Annotated in this window: 18 protein-coding genes and 1 tRNA gene; 6 read left to right on the top strand and 13 right to left on the bottom strand. The window is 39.2% G+C overall.

Features of this window, described 5'->3' with window-relative positions:
* Window positions 1-35 precede the first annotated feature (35 nt).
* Both ABDV71_RS04630 and murQ read right to left on the bottom strand, forming a co-directional pair.
* The gene (locus ABDV71_RS04630; RefSeq protein ID WP_343531253.1) at window positions 36-602 is read right to left on the bottom strand and encodes a hypothetical protein; all 567 of its coding nucleotides are present in this window, start codon (window positions 600-602) and stop codon (window positions 36-38) included.
* 124 nt (window positions 603-726) lie between these two features.
* Window positions 727-1,530 (bottom strand): N-acetylmuramic acid 6-phosphate etherase, encoded by an 804-nt coding sequence (murQ, locus tag ABDV71_RS04625; RefSeq protein ID WP_343531252.1) that lies wholly within the window; start codon window positions 1,528-1,530, stop codon window positions 727-729.
* A 163-nt stretch (window positions 1,531-1,693) separates the two neighbouring features.
* Here murQ and ABDV71_RS04620 point away from each other — a divergent pair, with 163 nt between their 5' ends.
* From ABDV71_RS04620 to ABDV71_RS04600, 5 genes are all read left to right on the top strand, one after another.
* Entirely contained in the window at window positions 1,694-3,301 is a 1,608-nt protein-coding gene (locus ABDV71_RS04620) for a S41 family peptidase (RefSeq protein ID WP_343531251.1), read from the top strand.
* 691 nt (window positions 3,302-3,992) lie between these two features.
* Window positions 3,993-4,340 carry a PadR family transcriptional regulator gene (locus tag ABDV71_RS04615; RefSeq protein ID WP_343531250.1) on the top strand — a complete coding sequence of 116 codons (348 nt, stop codon included), beginning with the start codon at window positions 3,993-3,995 and terminating at the stop codon, window positions 4,338-4,340.
* 45 nt (window positions 4,341-4,385) lie between these two features.
* Window positions 4,386-5,990, top strand: a complete 1,605-nt coding sequence (locus tag ABDV71_RS04610) for a PspC domain-containing protein (RefSeq protein ID WP_343531249.1) — start codon at window positions 4,386-4,388, stop codon at window positions 5,988-5,990.
* 208 nt (window positions 5,991-6,198) lie between these two features.
* A complete protein-coding gene (locus ABDV71_RS04605) occupies window positions 6,199-8,649 on the top strand; it encodes an outer membrane beta-barrel protein (protein ID WP_343531248.1) in 2,451 nt (816 codons plus the stop codon).
* A 44-nt stretch (window positions 8,650-8,693) separates the two neighbouring features.
* Entirely contained in the window at window positions 8,694-9,053 is a 360-nt protein-coding gene (locus ABDV71_RS04600) for a hypothetical protein (protein WP_343531247.1), read from the top strand.
* A 140-nt stretch (window positions 9,054-9,193) separates the two neighbouring features.
* Here ABDV71_RS04600 and ABDV71_RS04595 read toward each other — a convergent pair whose 3' ends face one another.
* From ABDV71_RS04595 to ABDV71_RS04580, 4 genes are all read right to left on the bottom strand, one after another.
* On the bottom strand, window positions 9,194-11,911 hold the full coding sequence (locus tag ABDV71_RS04595; RefSeq protein ID WP_343531246.1) for a carboxypeptidase regulatory-like domain-containing protein: 2,718 nt from the start codon (window positions 11,909-11,911) through the stop codon (window positions 9,194-9,196).
* Between the two features lie 241 nt (window positions 11,912-12,152).
* On the bottom strand, window positions 12,153-13,307 hold the full coding sequence (locus ABDV71_RS04590) for an NAD(P)/FAD-dependent oxidoreductase (protein ID WP_343531245.1): 1,155 nt from the start codon (window positions 13,305-13,307) through the stop codon (window positions 12,153-12,155).
* Between the two features lie 33 nt (window positions 13,308-13,340).
* Window positions 13,341-14,093 carry an AraC family transcriptional regulator gene (locus tag ABDV71_RS04585; RefSeq protein WP_343531244.1) on the bottom strand — a complete coding sequence of 251 codons (753 nt, stop codon included), beginning with the start codon at window positions 14,091-14,093 and terminating at the stop codon, window positions 13,341-13,343.
* A gap of 33 nt (window positions 14,094-14,126) precedes the next feature.
* The gene (locus ABDV71_RS04580; RefSeq protein ID WP_343531243.1) at window positions 14,127-14,525 is read right to left on the bottom strand and encodes a VOC family protein; all 399 of its coding nucleotides are present in this window, start codon (window positions 14,523-14,525) and stop codon (window positions 14,127-14,129) included.
* 132 nt (window positions 14,526-14,657) lie between these two features.
* Between ABDV71_RS04580 and ABDV71_RS04575 the strand changes: the two genes are divergently transcribed.
* Complete coding sequence (locus ABDV71_RS04575; RefSeq protein WP_343531242.1) at window positions 14,658-15,512, top strand: hypothetical protein; 855 nt, start codon at window positions 14,658-14,660, stop codon at window positions 15,510-15,512.
* A 65-nt stretch (window positions 15,513-15,577) separates the two neighbouring features.
* Here ABDV71_RS04575 and ABDV71_RS04570 read toward each other — a convergent pair whose 3' ends face one another.
* From ABDV71_RS04570 to ABDV71_RS04540, 7 genes are all read right to left on the bottom strand, one after another.
* Window positions 15,578-16,462 carry a hypothetical protein gene (locus ABDV71_RS04570; protein WP_343531241.1) on the bottom strand — a complete coding sequence of 295 codons (885 nt, stop codon included), beginning with the start codon at window positions 16,460-16,462 and terminating at the stop codon, window positions 15,578-15,580.
* Between the two features lie 52 nt (window positions 16,463-16,514).
* Entirely contained in the window at window positions 16,515-16,919 is a 405-nt protein-coding gene (locus ABDV71_RS04565; RefSeq protein WP_343531240.1) for a hypothetical protein, read from the bottom strand.
* Window positions 16,920-16,979: 60 nt separating this feature from the next.
* A tRNA-Pro gene (locus tag ABDV71_RS04560) sits at window positions 16,980-17,053 on the bottom strand.
* A gap of 22 nt (window positions 17,054-17,075) precedes the next feature.
* Window positions 17,076-19,571: a YfhO family protein gene (locus ABDV71_RS04555; protein ID WP_343531239.1), complete on the bottom strand. Its 2,496-nt coding sequence runs from the start codon at window positions 19,569-19,571 to the stop codon at window positions 17,076-17,078.
* An 83-nt stretch (window positions 19,572-19,654) separates the two neighbouring features.
* Window positions 19,655-20,578, bottom strand: a complete 924-nt coding sequence (locus tag ABDV71_RS04550; protein WP_343531238.1) for an alpha/beta hydrolase — start codon at window positions 20,576-20,578, stop codon at window positions 19,655-19,657.
* 62 nt (window positions 20,579-20,640) lie between these two features.
* A protein-coding gene (gene prfB / locus ABDV71_RS04545) for a peptide chain release factor 2 (protein ID WP_343531237.1) occupies window positions 20,641-21,715 on the bottom strand; the annotation gives its coding sequence in 2 pieces (ribosomal slippage) (window positions 20,641-21,654 and window positions 21,656-21,715; 1,074 coding nt in all).
* Window positions 21,716-21,997: 282 nt separating this feature from the next.
* A complete protein-coding gene (locus ABDV71_RS04540) occupies window positions 21,998-23,302 on the bottom strand; it encodes an amidohydrolase (RefSeq protein ID WP_343531236.1) in 1,305 nt (434 codons plus the stop codon).
* Window positions 23,303-23,317: the final 15 nt, after the last annotated feature.

Genomic DNA, 23,317 nt, shown 5'->3' with positions numbered 1-23,317 from the left:
TTAATTTAAATTGGTAAACGGATAAAAATACAATTTTAGTTTAATCTTTTTGTCAGTAGTTCCTCAACTTTTTTGTAAAACTGTAGTGGTTTTAGTTTTCTCCAGTGTAGGTCATCCAATTCGCCACCAAAGTTGATGTAATAATCAATACTGTGGTCTCTAAATTCTCTAATCACATGCTCATGAAAATTGACCCCCGCAATCCAACCATCTTCCACCTCTTGAAACCACTCTTCATAGTAGCTATCATCTGAGGCATGGAAATTCAAAACATTCTCTCCAATGAGGATAAATTTATTGATCCCCTCGTCTATCATCAACTCCAAAATTTCTCTTTTTAAAATCATGATATCATTGGTGATGGCGTCATTCCACTCCCCTATCAATTCGATAATGGTGTATTGCCTATCATAATCAACATAGAGCACTTTAAGGTAAAGCGTGTTAGAACCAAAATGGTCCCATTGGGGATGAATTAGAAAATTATACAGTTGCTTGTCGTAATAAAACTCCGAGTATTCAGTATTAAAAAAAGGCGAACGCTCGTCTTCAGCAGCGATATAGTCGTCTCTCCATTGATAGTATGGTTCAATTTCGTGCATGAGGCGAATTTACGATTTTAGAATGACGAAATAGCTTAAAAAAGTAAGCCACAGATACACAGAATTTTTCTTATCAAAAAGAATATCTGTATATCTGTGGCTAAAAATATAATCTTATCGAAAGCTATCTGCTAGCTTCTACGGCTTTACGCACACTGCCATACTTTGTTAAAAGTTCAGCAGCCTGTTCTTCTCCAATATTCAATTCTTCCATTACCATATGCGTACCCCTATCCACCAATTTGTGGTTAGTTAACTGCATATCTACCATTTTATTTCCCTTAACACGTCCCAACTGGATCATTACGGTAGTACTTAACATATTGAGCACTAATTTTTGCGCCGTTCCCGATTTCATGCGAGTTGAGCCTGTTAAAAATTCTGGTCCGACAACCACTTCCACAGGATAATCAGATGCGGCAACTACTGGTCCACCTTCATTACAGATGATACAACCCGTTAATACGCCATGCTTTCTGGCCTCTAGTAAACCGCCAACCACATAAGGGGTAGTACCAGATGCAGCCAAACCTACTAGTGAATCTTTTTCATTGATATCATACTCCTGAAGATCGATCCAAGCTTGCTTGTCATCATCTTCGGCAAACTCTACCGCTTTACGAATAGCGCTATCGCCACCGGCAATAATTCCTACCACCCAGTCGAATGGCACACCAAAAGTTGGAGGGCACTCCGATGCGTCAACTACGCCTAATCTTCCGCTAGTTCCTGCACCAATATAAAATAACCTACCCCCATTTTTCATTCGTTCGGCAACAGCTGTAGCTAGTTTCTCTATTTGCGGTAAAGCCTTCTCAACGGCCAGAGGTACAAGTTTATCCTCTTCGTTAATGCCTTTCAAAACTTCAATTACCGACATTTTATCAATGTCTTTGTATTTAGATTCCTGTTCGGTTACTCTTTTCATTTATATTTAAAAATAGGTTTTTCTTCTCACAAATTTGCACATAACCGCAATTTCTTGCAAGAATTTTCAAATATCGGCATAAATTATTAAAAAACTAAATTGTAATTTATACGTTCTTTTTTTACTAGCAAGTAATTTTAGTACCTTTGCACTATCCAAACTGATGAAAAAAAGTACTAGCCTCAACTTATTGATTGCGTTGGCCTATTGCGTAACGTTAATTGGCGGCATGTATTTGGGCTACAGATTTTTAAAAGACCAAGGCTTTCAGGTACAAAAGGACATCAGGTATGCCAATACCGAGGAAGAAAAAGTCGAAGATATCATCCACATCATCAAGAAAAAATATGTTGACGACATCAATGCAGATAGTTTAAAACATTTGCCCATCGATAGTCTTCTTCATCAACTAGACCCACATAGTGCCTACCTACCCCCTACCGAAGCGTTTGAACTTTCTGAGGCTTTAGATGGCAATTTTGAAGGTGTAGGCGTTGAATATTATATCCTGAACGATACTTTATTGGTGACCAATGTGATTAAAGATGGCCCAGCTTTTTCGAGCGGTATTAGACAAGGTGACAAAATCTTAAAAGTAGATACAACGGTAGTGAGCGGCCGCAGTTTGCCAAGGTCGGCCATGATGGGAAAAATAAAAGGCAAAAAAGGTACGACGGTACAATTGACCATTTTACATCCCGGAACAAGTACTCCAGTACTACTCAATGTAAAACGTGGCAAGGTGGAAGTAAGCAGCATTGATGCTGCCTACATGATAAATCCCGAAACGGCCTACATCAGAATTAGCAAGTTTGGTGCTACTACCGATGCTGATTTTGGCAATACTGTTAAAAACCTTAAGGCTAAGGGCATGAAGAAAATGGTGCTGGACCTAAGGGACAATGGCGGTGGCTATCTTACTGCAGCCACCTCGTTAGCTAACCAGTTTTTGCCCGAAAATAAATTGATTGTATACACCCAAGGCAAACACGACCCTCGTACAGATTACTTTACTACAGGCGGTGGTGAATTTGAGCAAGGGAAACTGGCAGTACTCATCAACGAAAACTCTGCCTCGGCCAGTGAGATTTTTGCAGGAGCCATACAAGACCTTAACCGAGGTATCATTATAGGCCGCAGATCTTTTGGCAAGGGCTTGGTACAAGAACAGTTTGCCTTTGAAGATGGTTCGGCACTTAACCTAACTATTGCCCGCTACTACACACCTTTAGGCCGAAGCATACAAAAGCCCTACAAAAGAGGCTACAAAGCTTACCAAAATGACCTGGAAGACAGGTATAATAGTGGCGAGCTTACCTCTGATGCTCCCAAGGCCGACAGCTTGATGAACAATATGCCATATATCCTTAAAGATGGCAAAAAAATATTTGCAGGTGGGGGCATCCAGCCTGATATTTATGTAAAACTGGACACCATTGGCTACAACAAATTTTATGCAACCCTTTTACAGAAAAAGGTATTTATAGACTTTGTGTTTGATGTACTGGCCGACCGCTATACGGCCGATTACCTGAATAAAACCGTGAGCATTTTCAATATCTCTGATAAGGATTATGTAGATTTTCTTAAATACGCTGAGAGCAAAAAAATCGCCATCGACACCAAACAACTTATTGCCTCAAAACCACTCATTTACAAAAATTTAAAGCTGATGCTTTATAAATATTATTTGGGTGATAATGGCTACTACAAGGCGCACAATTTAAGTGATGCAATGATCAAACAGGCCCTAACTTATTTGGGCTCGTAGTTATCATTTTCCTTAAAACGCCAAGTTTTTTAATTAGAAAAAGAACGTTAGCTCATTTCAATAAATTTTAGCCCCGCTATCCACTCCAAGTCCTCATTTGCTATGCTCCATGTGGGCTTTCGTTACTATCGGGCTCATTTTATCAAAGATATTGCTGTAAAGGTTAACATGCTTTGTCTCTTCTGAATTGAACTGATTTTAATTTTCTTCTTTGCGTTCCTTTGCGAAACATCATAAAACCTTTGCGTTAAGATTTTAACCGCTAAGAAAGGAAAGTGACGCTGAAAACGCAAAGACATAAATAGTTGATATGCAGAGTTAATAACCCGATAGCAGCCCCTATCTGCAGTAGGCAAGGAAATACTTTTTGCATAACGGAAAACCTCATAGGTTTATTGGTCATGCTGTATAATTAAAGCTATGAGGTTGTGCATCGCCAGCAAAAACATTACAGCGAATAGCGGGGCTTTCGGGACAAGAACGTTTCAAAATCCACATAAAACCAGTACATTTTTTATAAAAATCAACTGGCCTTTCTCCGTATTTTCGTTCATTTTCGAAAATTCTCAAAAAATCCTCACTTCACAAATAAAAATTATTTACCTGTAAATCAGACACTTAATACCAATTAAAAAATATTTTATAGTACTATGTATTGCATAGTACATTATTAAACATATATCTTTGTATTATGATAGCAGAGAATACGCAAACCCAAATGCGCAAAGGCATACTCGAATACTGTGTGCTTTTAATCATCTCCCGAGGAGAGATTTATGCGTCCGATATAATTGCCGAACTGAAACGGGCAAAACTACTGGTAGTAGAGGGTACTTTATATCCTCTTCTTACACGTTTGAAGAATAACGGCTTACTAAGCTATAATTGGGTCGAATCAACCTCAGGACCACCACGCAAATACTACGTGCTTACGCCAGAAGGTCGCCAGATCCTTACCCAATTAGATACCACCTGGCAAGAGCTGGTTTATGCCATTACGACCTCGCAACAAGGAGCCAACCCAACAACTGAACAATAAACAAAGAACAAACGCCAGTGGCTCGCCACTATAAAAAATAAGACCATGAACAAGACAATCATCATCAACATAGGCAACTCCATCATCCATATTGAGGAAGAGGCATATGAAATATTAATGGTTTACCTTAATGAGATTAAACAGCATTTTGCTAAAAGTGCAGACGATTTCGAAATTGTTAAGGATATTGAAAATCGTATCGCCGAAATGTTTGCAGAGATATTGCAAAAAGGGCAAAAGCAAGTGATTGACGTTGCTGATGTACAAGGCGTAATTGCACAAATGGGCAGCGTACAGGATTTTGTTGACGAGGAAGAAGAAGTAAAAGTTGACAGCCAATATGGTAATTACACCAGTCCTAAAAAACTATACCGTGATACGGACGAGGGTGTAATTGCAGGCGTGTGTGCAGGTTTGTCGCACTACCTTAACATGGAAGCTCGTTGGTTACGCTTAGCATTTTTCCTATTAATGTTTGTAGCAGGAACAGGAATTTTAGTTTATCTGATCCTTTGGATTGCCATTCCTAGAGCTGCCACCAGGTCCGAACGAATGGAAATGAAAGGTGAAGCCACCAATTTATATGGCTACAAAAAAAGTTTTGATGAAGAACTTGCTGCTTTAAAAGCCAACATGAAATCGGCTAATGATCATTTAGCACCAGTAGTAAAAAAATCAAGCAACTTCATTGCCGACATTGTTAAAATGTTTGGCCAATTGATCAGGGGGATTTTTAAAATTTTCGGAAAAGGCATTGCCATCTTCATCATTGTATTTGGTTTTGGCTGCTTAATTGGATTGATTGTTTTTTTGGGGATGTTACTTGGTTTTTGGGACGATAGTGCTTACCAAACCTTCCCTTTAAGTGTAATAAACACTCCTTTTAGAGAGGGCTTAATTGTTAATGCCTTCCTTACCTTCTTCATCCCTATTTTGGCCCTGGTACTTTTTGCCTTAAAGGTGATCAACAACAGAATTGAGATCAGCAAATACATTTGGTTTGCCTTATTGATCATATGGTTAATAGGTGCAGGTGCTTCTGGATTTTATACAGCTAAAATTTTGGGCGAGTTTAAGGAAGAAGCACAACTAGTGCAACATACTGAACTAAAACAGTACCAAACTTACGTTATTGATGTAGACAAAAGCATGGTATTTAACCAAGAAGATAGTATTCGCTACCATTTGCAGGACATGAACATTGGCAACAAAATCATAGTTGACAATTATGATAACGGCCCATTTAGAGACCCAAGAAGTGTAAGCTTTGAAATTGTTAAGAGCCATGATAGTAAAGCGTCTATTACGGCTACTTATGAAGCACAGGGCAGAGATTTCCAAACGGCCTTGAAACATGCGCAAAACATTGATTACAAATTTGTTCAAAAAGACTCTTCTTTAGTATTCAGTCCTAATATACAGCTTAAGAAAAACATGCCTTGGCGTGACCAAAGTGTACGTATCCAATTAAGAATCCCTGTTGGCAGCCGCGTATTGGTTAATGAGAACACCCATAGGTACTGGAGCTTTTACCAATACTATTGGTGCCGCGACAACCAAGGCACATACAATGAACCTTACCGCGAATCAATCATGACCGAAGACGGATTGAAATGCAGATACGATCTTGAAAATCCAGAAAACCAATAAATAACAATATCATCGGGTATCGGTAAATCAAAAAAGAACAAGCTTACTGATACCTGATCACTCAACCATTTTTTATCCCCTAAAATGTCTTCCGAAAAGGAGGAGGGCTATTGTATTGTCTTAAAAAAAGTAGCGACTAGGTATTAATCACCAGCAAATATCAATAACCAACTAGTGGCCAGTGCCTAAACCTTAAAAAGAAAAAAACATGAAAAAAATATTACTATTAATAACATGCCTACTGGCATGGGGGGGTTCCTTTGCCCAAAAAAAAGGAAACCTCAGCGGCAAAATAGTTACCGAAACCAACGAACCTTTGCCTTATAGCTTGGTAAAATTAGTTAACGTGGCCGATACCACGAAAACGACGGAGGTTTCTGCCAATTTAGATGGCCTTTACCAATTTCAAAATGTTAACGAAGGCCAATATTTAGTACGTGTTAAAATGGTGGGCTACCAAGCTTATAGCAGCCAAAAATTTAGTTTTAATGGCAACGACCTACAACTACCGACCGTTAAAATGCAAAGTACCAGCAAGCAATTGAAAGAGGTAAGTGTGGTAGGACAGAAACCATTTGTTGAGCGCAAGGCGGACAAAACGGTGCTAAATGTAGAAAACAATGCCACCGCAGCTGGGAATAGTGTATTAGAACTTTTGGAGAAGGCTCCAGGAGTAACCATAGACCGCCAAACAGAACAAATTAAACTGAACAATAAAGCAGGTATTACGGTGATGGTAGATGGTAAAACCAATTATTTATCTGGCGCCGACATTACAACTGTTTTGAGTAATATGACCAGCGATCAAGTGGCCAGCATTGAATTGATTACCAACCCTTCTTCTAAATATGATGCTGCCGGTAATGCAGGAATCATTAACATTAGGCTGAAAAGAAACAAAAACTTTGGCACCAATGGCAGTGCTGTGCTTAATACCGGATGGGGAGGTGTTAAAGATGGTCCTAACAATTTATACAGACACAGTGCCAACCTTAATTTAAACCACAGAACTGAGCAATGGAATATTTTTGGCAATACGACCTACAACACCCGCTCGAGCTTTAACGAAACCTTACTGGCCAGAACTGCCAACACCCCCTCCATGCTCACTACTTTTGATCAATCATTCAATCGTAAACAAAAAAGCCCAGGTTACTCGGCCAAAATTGGTACAGATTATTATGCTTCTAAAAAGACGGTACTAGGGATAATGGTGGATTTTGCTACCATTAAAAATGATATGGTGGGGCTTAGCAATGCCAATGTAAATGAATACCAAGGCAACACCCATACACTAAGCTACATTAAACAGAACAATGGCAACAATAGCAAACTGAAAAATTTTACTGCCAATTTCAATATTAAGCATGATCTGGACAAGGAAGATGCGAACATCACTTTCGACGTTGATTATGCAGGCTACAGCATGGATCGAAACGACAATTTTGATGCTCGTTATCTTAATACTGCACAGCAAGAAACCAATAGCTCTAATCTACGTAACATTGTTGATGCCAAGATAGATGTGATTGCTGCCAAAACGGATTTTTCATGGCCATTTTCTAAAACCCTAAAGTTTGAAGCAGGATTAAAAAGCAGCTTTGTAAATACCAACAATGACTTCATTTCTGAGCAATTGAGCAACGGTTCATGGTCTGATGTTTTAGGCCGTTCCAACCTTTTCATCTACAAAGAAAACATTAATGCTGCTTACACCAACCTTTCTAAAAACTGGAAAAAATGGGAATTACAACTAGGCTTAAGAACTGAACATACACATAGCAAGGGACATTCAGTTACCAGCAATAAAATTGTCGACCGCAATTACGTTTCCTTATTCCCTTCTATTTTCCTTAAACAAGAGTTGAGCAAAAATCATAGCTTCAATTACTCTTATAGCCGTCGTATTGACCGTCCAAGCTACCAACAACTAAACCCATTTGTACAATATTTGGACCCTTACACCATTGATAGTGGCAACCCTTATCTTAATGCCCAATTTACTGACAATTTTGAATTTGCCTATAATTTCAAGGAGTTCTCATTATCGTTTAACTATGCTGATGTGAGGGGAATGATTACACAAGTAAGCCGACAAAATGATGCCACTAGGCAGATAGAGGTTCAACGCCAAAACTTCGGCCATGCCAACTTGTATAATGCCAATTTGTTTGTGCCACTTAAAATCACGAAGCAATGGAGCATGCAAACTAATCTTGGAGCGAATTATCAAAATTATGAGGACGGAACTTTAGTAGGTGCTCAATTTCAAAAATCGAAGGTTTCCTTCAATTTCAATACTTCCCAATCCTTTATTTTCTCTAAAACATTTAGGGCCGAACTGAGCTTTTGGTACGATTCGCCAAGAATAAGAGGTGTAGAAGAAACCACCATTGCACAATATGCGCTCAACCTAGGGATACAGAAAAGCCTTATGGAAAACAGATTAAAGTTACGCTTGAGCGTAGATGACATTTTAAACACCAATTACTGGGAAGGCCGCATGAAATATCAGAATGTTGATATGTATGTAACCAATCACTATGTGAATAGAAGGGCTTCCTTTAGCATTAACTATAGTTTCGGTAATCAACAGGTGAAATCAGCACGTAACAGAAAAACATCACTTGAAGACATTAAAGGTCGTACGGGTGGATAGTTCGCATGAAAAATAATCACGTTTAAAGTTTTAAAAACAGTGAAATGAAAAGAATAATGTTATTAATGGTAATGATGACCATGATTTATGCCTGTAACCGAGGTCGCACTTCTGTTAGGGTAAGTAAAACAGCTAGCCGTTATGAGATGGTGGCAGTATATCCGGAACGAAAAACTGAAAAGGTGTTGGCTGTTTTAAAGGATTCTTTTAAGGACCAGGACAGTTTATTGTTGAGCAAAGACCTGAACGGCGGCAAAGAAGTAAATTTAGCCAATGGGGCTGTCTTTTATCTTCGTTTTAATCCCGGCAAATTGGAGATGGAATTGTTGCGCTCAAAGAATAGTACCGTTGGCCTTGAGTTTTTTGATAAGATGGTGCGTAGGGTTAAAAGTGTAGTGAATTAAAATGATAAATAATTAAAAGAAAACCACCTTAGGCATCTTATAGCATTTTAGGGATAACGCATACATCCTTAAATGGCCTTAAATGCCCTAGGTGGTTAGCTAAAGATTCTTCGCTAAGCTCTCTGAATGAAAAGATACCGCTATTTTACGACGTACCTCATTACATTACGGCCAACATTACCATTTTTATCTATCCCCTCTACCACTACCCTATAGTTTCCTTTACCGTCGGCATTGTTAAATTCAAAGCTAACATTCCCTTTTTCATCGGTAACCAGCTTAGGGTTCCAATAAATGGTAGTTCTTAAATCGTTATTGGTAATTGGCGCATTTGGTGCATATTTTGGGGCATAGAACTCTCGTTCTTTACTATATCCTTGTGGGGTATATTTCACTTCATATTTTTTAGGAAGCATATCCAAAAAGTCTTGCTTCGATATTTTTTCGCCCTTTGGTATTTTTTTGGTGTTAATGACCAGCACGCCCCGAGTTCCATGCATCCTATCTACCGTACCCAGCGGATCATTCAAGAAAACTTCTATCGATTCTACATCTGTTGCACCAATGGTATTGATTGCGTTAACATCTACAAACATTCCATTGAGAAAGATAGCTACAGGCACACGAGTACCAGCATTGTAGTCTCTGGTGATATAAAATTTTTGCTCTTGAAAATCGTAGGTTAAACTTGGCACCTGCATTTTCACACATTCCAACAATACGTTACATCCCTCCAACCTTGCTCCATCAATAAAACGATCTGGAATTTGGCTCAAGCCCGAAAGTGCAGGATGATCCGCATGGCTTGGACGCTTGATCGCCCCCCCTTTAATTTCTACGGTTTTCAATGTGCGCATAAAGCGATACTGTCTTTGGCTATTGGTCAGGTAAGAAGCCATGGCCGTATCAATGTTCTCTATTTCATCTGGCGCATGCATGTTAGTTCCCCTAGCAGCACTTGGGCTTCCATCAAGCATGATCATCAAATTGTTATAGTTAGGGTTGTAACGTGCACTAATTACCACCTGCGATGAATCGGGGAATACCAGATCTTTAAAACTGAACACCCCAACGTTACTGGTAATGGTTTGTGCCGAAATAGGTTTACCTGTCACCATCATACGCAATGATCCTTTTTTGATGGGCATTCCGGTCAAATCACGCAAAGTGCCAGAAATGCTGATTCCTTGTTCTGGCAGTAAAAAGATTTTAGGGTAGTTTCCGGCCAATATTTCCTTGTAGGCAAACCTTCTATAACCTTGAGTTAACATTAATTTGTCCAATTCTCCAAGTTTCTTTTCATCAGGTTTATTAAAATAGTAGTTAGGCTTTTCTACATAGCCCTTTAAATCTGAAGTAAGCAACAGGGAGCTAAGAATAGTGGTTTCATTGTTTTCGTCACTTGGAACCTTACTTTCGTCGGTTACACTTACAGAAAAATCACCCGCAACAGGTTGTCCCTTACTTTTGGTGTCAAGGCTTATTTTCACTTTTTGACGAGGTTTGTAAGCGGGCAGATCTGCTTTAAGGGTCAAGTTTACGGCATCTTTATGCAGCACAAATACCAAACGTTCGCTTACTGGCTCGCTCTTTTCATTAAATAGCGTAAGCTGTGCAATGCCCGATGGAAAGTTTTGCTTAGGAATCTTAACGGTTATCACTTGATTTTTAAGACTCATTTGTGCGCCGTAGGCCACATTGTTACTGTTTTGCCCAACTAAATAAAATGACTTTTCTTTATTGGCCTCAAAAAATGTGGTACTGGCTAAAATACGCAGGCTAATCACATCAGCAACTGTAGGATTACTCGCCTGTAGGGTAATTCCTTCAACGGCCTTAGGCAAATCAATGGTTTTGCTCAAACCATCTTTACTGGTATACTTTAATTTATAGCTTTTACCGGCTTCCGGTGTCATGAAGAAACTGCCAATTCCTGCAAAACTAGAAGCAAAATTACCTACTTCGTTATTTTGCTCATCAAAGATATTACCCTTTACATCGGTACCTAAACCATTTGGCAATACCGCTTTAAAGCCTACCTGATTTGGGATACCCACAATAAGCTCCCCACCTTCCGGGAACAGCTGAAAATCAATTCCATTATCATTTTGCCTGATGTTGAAACTAGCACTGGCCAATTCTTTATCGGCCACGCTCACATCGGCCACCAAGGTCCCTTTCTTAATGGGATCTCCGGGTTTACTCGTGATTGTTACCATTAAATAGCCATTGGCATCGGTAGTGCCGCGGCCACTGCTAAACACGTCGTAATTATGGAACATACGCCAGTTCACTGTTTTATTGGCCAAAGGCTTTTTGCTGGTGTCCTTAAACTGGATACGGGCAGTTGTTTTAATGGCCTTTTCGGTAGCTGTGTTGGTGTAGCTAATATTGGTCAGCAATTGTTTGTCTATGGCTTCCCCTATCAATATGTTTTTAGAGAAGAAATAATCCGCATCAAAATTAAGCATCCATAAGGTATAGGCCCTCACGTAATAATTACCCTGCTTATAACTATTCATTGACAGCGGAATGTTACCATAGGCAACACTATTTTTTACGGGAAGCTTTAAGGTTTGCACCAATGAGTCCACTGCATTATACACTTCTACGTAAACTATTTTACTCAATGGCGAAGGGATAGTACCCTGCGTAGTTACGTAAGCCTTAAACCAAATGGTATCGGCCACGGCATAATAAGGTTTATCGAAATGCAGATATACCTTTTCTTGTGGTTGCTCCTCGTTAAGTCGCTTAGTTTTATTAATAATGGTATTGAGTGTGGCGGTATCTTGTTGGGCGTAGGCCGATGTGATGCTAAGGCAAAATAACAGGACTAGGAATTTAATTGCTTTCATTAATACACAGTTTGCTTAGTGCTACGTGTGCTAAATATAGGATTTATTGCCTAACTAGGGGGCTTTTGTAACGAAGTTTAACAAAATTTTACATTCATAGAAAATTAGGGAACTTCATTTCGAAGTTACAATCTCATCCTATTTCACCTAATTTTGGAGGTTATTTTTTAATTGTAAAATCTCATACATTCCCTTAATAGTACCGTATTTCTACGGTAAGCAAGCTAATCATAAAGCTCTATTACCCACCTTTCACATCATTAAACATCGATAACAAGCTATTCACAGCATCTTTTGAATGTAACATTTCAGTACTTTGCAAAGTCATTTCGGTCACTTCAGCACCTCTTTTTAACATTTGCTTTTCATAATGGCTTAAAGCCTCAACTACAGTTTCAAAATTGGGATTGGTTAAGCATTCTGCCAATTCAAAAGCATCCTGCATCGCCATATTCACTCCCTCACCTGCATAAGGAGGCATACGATGTGCCGCATCTCCAATAAGCGTGATATTCGACTGGGTTTCCCAAATTTGGTCTAATGGAAAATGATATTGTGGGCGTGGCACAAACCACATCTCATCACTCGCAAAAAGTTCCTTCCAAAGATCATCCCAATTGGCGAAATCATCTTTAAACCAATCAAAAACTTGTTGTTTATCACTAAAATCTATCCCGCTTTGTACTACCCAATTTTCGGGGACTTTGCAACCTGTATAAAAAGACAAACTACCTTCTCCTTTTGCACTTAAGATCAAAGATCGTTCTGTTCCCATAGCAAAAACTTTACCGCCATTTACCAGTTTCCAAAGCTGGGGCGCATTTTTAGCAGCATGATAAATATTACCTTCTACAATCGTTACGCCTGAGTATACTGGTGGGATCGAATTAAGGTAAGGTCTAATTTTCGAATTGGCTCCATCTGCGGCAATCACCAAATCGGCATAAGTACTAGTACCATTTTTAAAATGCAAAAGCCAGCCTTCTCCTTGCTTTTCCATCGACGTAAATTGACTGTTCCACACCATGGTGCCTGGATTTAAAGATTGGATCAACAGATCTCTCAAAGGGGCTCTATCAATTTCAGGCCGGTGCTCACCATCATCTTCGGAATCATGATCGTTCATATGGATGTTTGCGTGTTGATCTAACACTCGCATCTTTCCTGCCTCTGGTCGGTAATTGGCATAAAATTCTTCTAATAAATTTGCACGACGAAGCGCTTCCAAACCTGATTCTTCATGTAAGTCTAAAGTAGCACCTTGTTGCCGTGCTGTTTCATCAGCATCACGTTCATAGACTTTTGCCACTACATTTTGAACTTGCAAAAGTTTTGCTAGAGTTAATCCACCCGGACCACCGCCCACAATGGCAATTTGTTTATTTTGTAATAACATACCGTTAAATCATTTAATTACGGCACAAAATTACTAGGTATCTAAAGTTGATAATTGGATAAATCGGTCGTCTTGATTTTTCTTTAGTTCTTTTGGGGAAACACCCGATAGCTTTTTAACTTCCCTGATAAAATGCGACTGGTCGGCAAAATTATGCTCAGGGAACAGCTTTCCTTCTTTTATGTGTTGGAGAGATGCACGAAAGCGTAAGATATTACAATAGACTTTTAAGCTAAGCCCCAATTGCTGATTAAAATAGCGGTTGATCTGACGACTGCTCCAAAATACCTTTTCAGAAAGTTGTTTTACACTTAAAGCCCCATTTGAAGCATAAATGAGGTCAAATAGTTTCCGTTTCCTATTGTCTATTTCAGCAGGTAAAAGCAATCGGATTTTCTCTGCGGCTTTTTTACAACAATGCTCAAAATTATGCAAATCATCTGCACTGAAATTCCAAAAATCTACAGGCATATTTTGCGTTTTACCTAGCAAATGGGCAAAGGAACCTTGAAAAAGATATTCAACAGCCAAGGGCTTAAAACTAATGGCAAAAGTAGTACGTCGAGCCGCAATATTGGCTTTACCAGGCCGCGTTTCTATTCCCAATAAAGTCACATGAAAAGCTAGTGTGGCACTTTGCGAGAAAAACAAATCAATACGCCCATCAGGTAATACCACCACTTCTTTTTCCTCATCTGATTGGTTCTGCAGATACCAGAAACTCTCTACAAAATCGTCAAGAAAAGGCGGCGGCTTAAGAATTTCGTAATGCAAATTATTGTCCATTAAGCCTAAGATATCAAATTAAGCACATACTCTTTACATCCCTTGTAAAGACAGCACGTTGAATTTATGCCCATCGGGATCGGCAAAAGCGCAGAAATAGTAACCGTTATATCTTCCCGGTTCCTGAAAAATATCGGCACCTGCCTTACGGGCATCTTCGGCCCACTGGTTTACTTCCTCATCAGTATCTGCAGCAAGACTAAAGATCACTTCATTCCCTTCTTTGGCCAAGGCAAATGTTCCCTGCATATTAGACAGCAATGCTTCTTTTTGGAAGAAATGAATGATGAAGTTGTCATCGCCAAATAGGAAACTTGCCAAATCTGGCGCTTTATGATGTCCATTGGGTGTAAAACCTAATTGGGTGTAAAAAGCCCTGGTACGCTCCACATCTTCTACCGCTAGGTTGGCCCAAATCTTTTTCGTTTTCATATTGTTGTTGTTTAGGTGATTAAATAACAGGGGTATTTTGCTTTTGTTTGTTTATTGCTGTTACCTAAATAAGGATATTGGGTTAACACGGGAATTGATTACCTTAGGTTTGTTTCTCAAACCGCTCCTACTATGATCAAATCAATATATTTAATTTTACTTGCAAGCATCACCGTCAATGTTTATAGTCAAAAAAAGAAAGCATTACCTATTCTAAAGTCAAACAAAGATACATTGGACATTAGGTTCGACGATTATTTAGATGAGCAATCCTGGATCTTATCTCCCAAAGAGAAAATCGATGTATTAAAATTACCCATAAAAGATACGCCCAAAAAGGTAACCTTTATTTCGGAACTCGATTCGATTTCGTTTACCGTAAAAGTTGGCGACACCTATGATTTCTTTATTTTTAATGGTATCAAAAAGTATCATACGAGAATAAAAGGAATCCCAGATTATTTTACCTATAAAAATGATTCTTTGGCCGAGGTTAATATCCAATGCCTAAAAACCAATTTACTTTCTGTTGCCCAACGAAATAAAAACTATCCCTTTAATAAGGCAAAAAGAATTGAATTGATTTCTTTCATTGATCCTGTTACTAATTTCACAACAGGTCTTCCCGCAAAAAATGGGAAACTAGATCAAGCTAAAATTCGCGAACAGAAAACACTCAATATTGACCAAATTAATAAGCTCACTGATATTCTATTTAATATAGGGAGAACCCCAGTGCCTAATCTTGCCTATACCATGGTTGACATAGGGGCTAGTTGCTATGAACCCAGAAACGGAATCGTCTTTTTTGATTCGAATAATCGTGTTTTTGAATATGTAGAGATTTGTTTTGGTTGCCGACGCAGTCGCGTTAGCTCAAAGCGAGTAAAAGTTGGCGATGAATGTGAGCAAAAACATGACATATTACGTGATTTCTTTTTGGAGCAGGGCCTTAAATTCGGAACAGTCAGGGAGGAGATAGATTAGACGATTTTGTTCATTTTACTACTATTTAAACCGCTAGAAAACTACCTAAATTCATTCATTTATCACTAATATCCCTTCCCGGTAAACCAATCATACCCCTCTATCTTCCTATATTCTTTTGGCAAAGCCTTCAACCGCTTTCTAAACTTCTCCCCTTTATCATAGGGTCTAACATTTGAGCTAATGATCATCCCTGTTTTCTTGCCTTTACTGTTTTTTTCGTAATAGATGTATTCTACCGTATCTACTCTTTCTCCTTTCCATTTATACTTGTACAATTCGGTTTCCCCTGGATGGCCATAGCATACTCCCCTAATAAGTTTTTCATTTGGCGAGAAAGTCGGATTGATGAATTCAACTTGCTTGGAAAAGCTTTGTTGATTTGGCCGAATTAAATACACACTACTAAAGGCTTTTAAACAACAACCAGTACTACCATAAGTATTTACCACAAAGTCTTTTAATCCATCTCCGTTGATATCTCTAATGGTGTCGCTCACATAGGTATTAATATGTTCTTGATGGGTAAGTACTCTTTCATATTGGTTCTTATTTTTAGAATAAACATCTATAAAAATCCCACTTCGGTCACTTCTTCGAATCATCAGGTGCGGTTGATTTGTGCTAAAAAAATAATCCGAATTCACCTTAACGTTTACGACATGCCCGCTATCAATAAACGCATCGTATGATCTTTCAAATCTGTTCTTAATGATATTTTCAATGGCAATTTTTAGCGATTCATCAAGCACTTTCGCCAATGCTAAACTATCCGCCCTTTCTTGCGCATCAATTGCTTTTCTCCTTTCGAATTGTTCTTCCTTTAGAGGTTTTGCTTGAACGGTACCCTTCAAGGCTGTTCTTTTCTTTTTATCTTGATTGGTTTGACCACAAGAGAACAAGATACCTACTAGCAAGATTAAGGATAAGAAGCGCTTTACAGATTTCATTTAAGCTAATTTTTGATATTAACGAACTACAAACTACTAGCAAAACATTAGCCTATCTTTCATTGATCACTTCTTGACCATTAAAAATCGGCGATGATTTAAATTTTGAGCAGATGAAGCAGCCGATAAAGACACCTAAGATTGAAGCCAAAATATCCTTATAATCGAAAACATTGTTTTTAAATACGCTCCCCTGAATGAGTTCATAACCCACAAGTCCTACCGCTACAAACAAAGCATGTTTCTGTAAGCTTATTTTTTGCTCCTGAACAAAATAGAGCAACACTATAATCAATCCTGCAAAGAAGTTTGGCGAAGAATCTGCAATGCCAAAGTCGTTGATATTATTGGCGTAAATATATTCCCTGTAAGTTGATTTAAATATAATTGCAATAAAGGAAAGCAGAATAATGATCAGCCATAAATATTTGCTTTGCGAGAATGGTTTAAGTTTCATTTGTAGTTTAATAAATATCTATGTAAGACAAAAAGCCGCTGATTTTTCAACGGCTTTTCGTCGGGATGACTGGATTCGAACCAGCGACCACTAGCACCCCATGCTAGTACGCTACCGGGCTGCGCTACATCCCGATGGTGCGTTAAGCACCAATATTTAAGCTGTTGCTTTTTTCTTTTTGTTTTCGCTATAACCAGCAAAGCCAAGGCATAAAACCAATAAAATGGTACCTGCCAATGAAATTTTCTCTCCTAAATAATACGATCTAGGTTCAAATTTAAATTCCACTTTATGGTTACCTGCTTCTAGCTGAGCAGCACGCAATACGTAGTCGGCTCTGAAATAAGGTTTTTGAACACCATCTACATACATATTCCAGCCTTTGTCATAATAAATTTCTGAGAACACCGCAATCACGTCACGCGGAGCACTGTAGCTGTATTCAATATGATCAGGATGGTATTTCTCCATTTTGATAAAAGCACTTGGATCAGCTCCTAAACGGGTAGTATCTAATAATTTTTTATACTGTTCGTCTACGATTACTTCAACTTTAGGATCAAAGCTACTGATGGCTTTCATCTCTTCATCAGAATTCTTTACAAACTGTACGCTCTTCACTAGCCATGCATTACCTAAGGCAGTAGCATTTCTGTTCATACGGTATGACCCGTTTTGAGGGTCTTGTGTAATGAAATACCTGGTGTTAAGCATATCCAACACATCTTGGTTAACGCTCTTGCTAAACTGATGTTGGATCAGTTCATCATATCTTTTCAACTTAGCCGCATGGTAACCACCAATGGTTTTATGGAAGTTAGAGGTGCTGGCATCGTTAAAGGTATTAATGGTTTGATCAAACACACGATAATTAGGGTCCTTATCGCTAGAAATCAAATGGTCAATATCCCTAGGTTGGAAATAATTAGTAAGCGTTGATTTGCTTTCGAAGTTTTTGCTATTTAAATACTTGCGATCCACTTGCCACATATCAATTAATACTGCAAAGGCCAATAAACCGAAGGCCAATTGTGCATTTAATTTTTTGGTGATAAAGGCCCAAACAATAGCATAGCCAATAGCAACGAACAAGAAAGCTCTAAATGCATCAGCTCTGGCAATTGCAATCCTGTCTTGTACAAGGGCGTTGGCTAACTTTTGCGCTGCTGACGCATTGTTCTGCAAAGCTTGCGTTAACGCCTGTACGATATCGGCGTGGTTACTGGTTTTAAAACTAAAGAACAACGTTGGCACGATGGCTACAATTAAGGCAAAACCGCCTGTAATTGCGGCAGACCAAGTTAATTTCTTCACTAATTCCTTTTGCTCCAATTTGCTCTCCTGTGCTTCCTTTAAGGCCAGGAAAGCCAAAATAGGCACCATTAAGCCTACTACAGCCAAAATAGATTCCACTGCCCTGAATTTATTATAAAGCGGGAAGTAATTGAAGAACAAATCAGATACGAATGGGAAGTTTTTACCAAACGATAATAGCATGAACAATACCGTAGTAGCTAAAATCCACCATTTTAAGCGGCTACGTACAATGAACAAACCAAAGATGTACAAGAAGCATACAATGGCTCCAAAGTAATAACCCCCTGAAGTTCCCGGCTTTTCGCCCCAGTATTCTTGCATATTAAAACTACCTGCCAACTGCTGAATAATTTGAGTGGTTTGTGTTGGGTCACCCCCCGAAAAATCAGCAGCCACTGCCTTATACATATTGCTTTCTGGTTTTACTAATTCATCAATACCAGAAGCACCACCATATAGGTTAGGGATAAGGAAAGTAAAACTTTCGCCCACGCCTTGGCTCCACATATAAGCGTAATCTTTGCTCATACCCGATTTTTCCTTGCTGATGGTATCGGTCAGGTTAGATTTGCCCCTGTTGGTTTCTCCCGCATATTCAGAAGTAGTCCATAACAAGCTGGCATTGATCATTACGGCTAAAATTACCGAACCTGCCAAATAGCCAATGGCTTTACCAAAAGCCGGTAAGGTTTTATTTTTATAGGCTTGATATAATTCTATTCCTACCAAAATCAACAGCGAAAGGAATAGATAATACGTCATCTGAACGTGGTTGGCCCTAATTTCTAAGGCTAAAAACAACGCGGTCAAGCTGGCGCCCAATAAATAACGCCCTCGTAAAGTGATAAAAAGACTGGCAATAATAGGGGCAAAAAAGCCAATAGCTAGGGCTTTATTACTGTGACCTGTAGCAATTAGCACAAAATTATAGGTGGTAAAAGCAAAGGCTATGGCCCCCGCAGCGGCTAGCCAAGGATTTACCTTTAGGGTGATAAAAAGAAAATAAGCCCCAACCAATAAAAGCAACACCGTACCCACCGGGTTTGGAAGTGCTTTGGTAATTAAAGCGATACCATAAGTAGCTCCATTGTAGGCATATTGTACCCAAATTTGATAGGCGGGCATACCGCCAAACATTTGGTTGGTCCAAAGTGGCCCCTTGCCATCTTTCTCTTTATACTCCATGATTTCCTTTTGCATGGCTTTAGATTGGATGACATCGCTTTGCGCTGGTGCCTTACCCTGCAAAACTGGACTGAAATAGATAAAGCAGATGATTACAAATGCTGCTAGAATGGCAATATGAATACCATTTTTGTTTAACCAATTATTCATTAAGGTTATTTTAATTTTAAACTAAGTCTCAAAAATAGAAATTTGATACAGATTTGGAAGAAAAACTTTGTTAGCCCAAAAGCTTACCATTTATTAGCCTGCATCCAATTTTTTAAACGTTCAAACCAATCATCTTTGGTGGTTTTGTTATACAAGCCAAAGCCATGCCCACCGGCTTGGTAAGCATGTAGTTCTGTTGCCACACCATTTTTCACCAAAGCTTCGTTATACCTCATGCTATTTTGTACAGGCACCGTTTTGTCGGTATTGGCATGTACCAAAAAGGCTGGGGGTGTTTGTGCATTCACCTGATATTCCGAAGAAAAGTATTTCCGTTGTTGATCTGTGGGTGTTTCTCCCAATAAGTTCTTTACCGACCCTGCGTGGGCGTACTGTCCAAAGTTAATTACTGGATAAATTAGGATGGAAAAACTAGGGCGTAAGCTGATGTTCTCTTGATTATCAATTTTCATATCGGCATAGTGCACACTGGCGCTCGAAGCCAAATGCCCTCCTGCTGAAAAGCCCATGATACCTATTTTATTAGGATCAATGTTCCATAAAGCTGCATTTTTTCTTACCAAGTAAACGGCCTGTAAAGCATCCTGCATTGGCCCTAAGGCTTTATCTTTCATGATTAGATCGCTTGGCAAACGATATTTCAACACAAAAGCAGTCACTCCAATTTCCTGAAATTTCCTGGCGACGTCATGTCCTTCTTTATCAATGGCCAAAATACTATAACCACCACCCGGACAAATAATTACCGCCGTGCCGTTTGGCTTTGCGGGCTGGTAGACATATAGTTCTGGCTTAGATACTTTACTTGTTCTAACAACTTTGTCTTCACGAGTAGTGGTTTCCTCTATATAATCGGCAGGAGTTGGTTTTGCCCCCGGAATAGCTCCTCCATATAATGATATTGCTTGTTGGGCATTAGCATTTATAGTAACCAATAAGAGAAAAGTTAATAGTCCGAAGTTCCTAAAGCTGGAAGATATGATCATTGTTAAATAGTTAATAATTTGGGGCGAAATCGTAGCTCGTAAATCTAATATCGTAAATCCAATTAAAATTCCATCAAATAAGCTTTTAAAAACTCGTTGATATCTCCGTTAAGCACCGCATCAGGGTTAGAGGTTTGGTAATTGGTACGATGATCTTTTACCCTCCTATCATCTAACACATAACTTCTAATTTGCGAGCCCCACTCAATTTTCTTTTTGCTTCCCTCTATAGCTGCCGTAGCTTCCATTCGTTTGCGCATTTCTATTTCGTACAATTGCGATTTTAATAAACGGATGGCATTTTCCTTATTCTGCAGCTGTGACCTGGACTCTTGGTTTTTAATGATGATTCCTGATGGTTTATGGTACAAACGCACCGCAGTTTCCACTTTGTTTACGTTCTGTCCACCAGCACCGCCCGAACGGAAAGTTTCAAACTCAATGTCGGCAGGGTTAACTTCTATTTCGATGGTATCATCAACCAAAGGATAAACGTATACAGAGGCAAAAGAGGTATGGCGACGTGCATTCGAATCGAATGGAGAGATACGTACCAAACGATGTACGCCATTTTCACCTTTCAAATAACCATAAGCAAACTCCCCACTAATTTCTAAAGTCACAGTTTTTACGCCAGCCACCTCTCCTTCTTGGTAATCTTGCTCACTAACTTTATAGCCGTTCTTTTCGGCCCACATAATGTACATACGCATCAGCATACTGGCCCAATCGCAACTTTCAGTACCACCAGCGCCTGCAGTAATCTGCAATACGGCGTTTAATTGGTCTTCCTTACTGTTGAGCATATTTTTCAGCTCAAGCTCTTCTATTGTTTTTAACGCTTGCTGATATTGCTCTTCTACTTCTTCCTCGGTAGCATCGCCGCTTTGTTGGAAATCATAAAGCACCGCGGTATCGTCATAGGCAGCACTAGCTTGTGCAAAACCTTCTGTCCATTTTTTCTTAGTGCTAATTTGGGCTAATAGTTGTTCCGCTTTTTTTGGATTGTCCCAAAAATTAGGGTCGAGGGTTATTTTTTCTTCCTCGCTTATTTGATATAAAAGCTCATCAACGTCAAAGATGCCTCCTCAGAGAAGCTAGTCTATCTCTTAAATCCTGCAACTGTTCTTTAGTCATAAGGGCAAATATAGGAATTTTACCATCTAAGACACCTAAGTTCATCTAAGTGATAACACCAAAAAACATTAAGAAGTTTAAGGAATAGCATTATAAAATCTAAGATATCTAAAGTGGTTAATCATTTTAAACCACCTAAGACACCTAAGGTCATTTAAGCGAAACAAAAAACATTAAAGCACTATAAGACCTTAGTGTTTCATGCCTTAATGGTTCAAAAACTAAAATGTTCTAAAATGTCTAAGGTGGTTAACTAGTCGACAACAAACAACAATTGACAAATCACTTCTTCTTCATCCCCATATAATCCAGCGTTAAATTACACAAGGCTTTTACTCCTAAATTGAAACTGCTTTCATCAATGAAAAAATCAGGGGTATGGTGTGATGATGCTTTTAATGGGTCTTGTCCTTTGGGCATTGCTCCTAAAAAGAAGAACAAGCCTGGTACTTTCTCTTGATAAAAAGAAAAATCTTCCGCTCCTGTTACTGGAGGTTTTAGTTTTACGTTATCTGTACCTGCGGTATATTGTAACGTAGGCAGCATTTTTTCTGTTAAAGCGATATCATTAAATGTTACCGGATAATGTGAACTATAAGGAATCAACACCTCAGCTTTTGCTCCCGCAGCTTCGGCAGTTTTGGTCGCAATGGCTTTGATGCGTTCAATAAACATTGCCTCGTCTTCCTTGGTAAAATTACGAATGGTTCCCAACATCTCTACTTTTTCGGGAATAATATTCGACCTCACACCGCCTTGGATGCTACCAATGGTAACCACTCCCGGATTTTCGGTAACATTCAAACTCCTGCTTACAATGGTCTGCAGGTTATTTACAATTTGCGCTGATACAACAATAGGATCAATACTACTCCATGGATATGCTCCATGTGCCTGTCTTCCGGTAATCGTAATTTTCATGTCGTTTACCGCGGCCATGGTTCCTCCAGGCTTATAAGTTAACTGGCCAACGGGGGTTTGTGAGTTAATATGCAGTCCAAAAACCACATCCACTTTAGGGTTCTCCAACACGCCTTCCTTCACCATCAGTTCAGCACCTCCCTCTTCACCTACAGGGGCCCCTTCTTCTGCAGGCTGAAAAATAAACTTCACCGTACCTACTAAATCTTTTTTCATTCCGGTAAGCACTTCGGCTACGCCCATTAAAATAGCCACATGCGAATCGTGACCACAGGCATGCATGGTACCCACCTCTTGACCATTATAGGTCGTTCGTACTTTAGAGGCAAATGGTAAGTTTACACGTTCGGTAACTGGCAAACCATCCATATCGGCACGTAAAGCAACTACCGGACCGGGCTTTCCACCTTTTAACAATGCCACTACGCCTGTTTTTGCTACGCCTGTTTTTACTTCTAAACCTAAAGCCTGCAAATGCTTGGCAATAATACCCGCGGTACGGGTTTCCTGATTACCCAATTCTGGATGTTGATGAAAATCCCTACGCCAATCAATCACTTTCTGAGTAATTGCTTCGGTCCGTTTGGCCGCATCTATTTTTAGGTTATTGTTTTGGGCGGCAGCAAACAAAGGTAATGCCGCACTTAAAAGTAAAAGTTTCTTCATATTGCTGAGGTTTCC

The organism is Pedobacter sp. (assembly GCF_039594775.1).
GTDB lineage: Bacteria > Bacteroidota > Bacteroidia > Sphingobacteriales > Sphingobacteriaceae > Pedobacter.
This window is presented reverse-complemented; position numbering and strand designations above follow the sequence as displayed.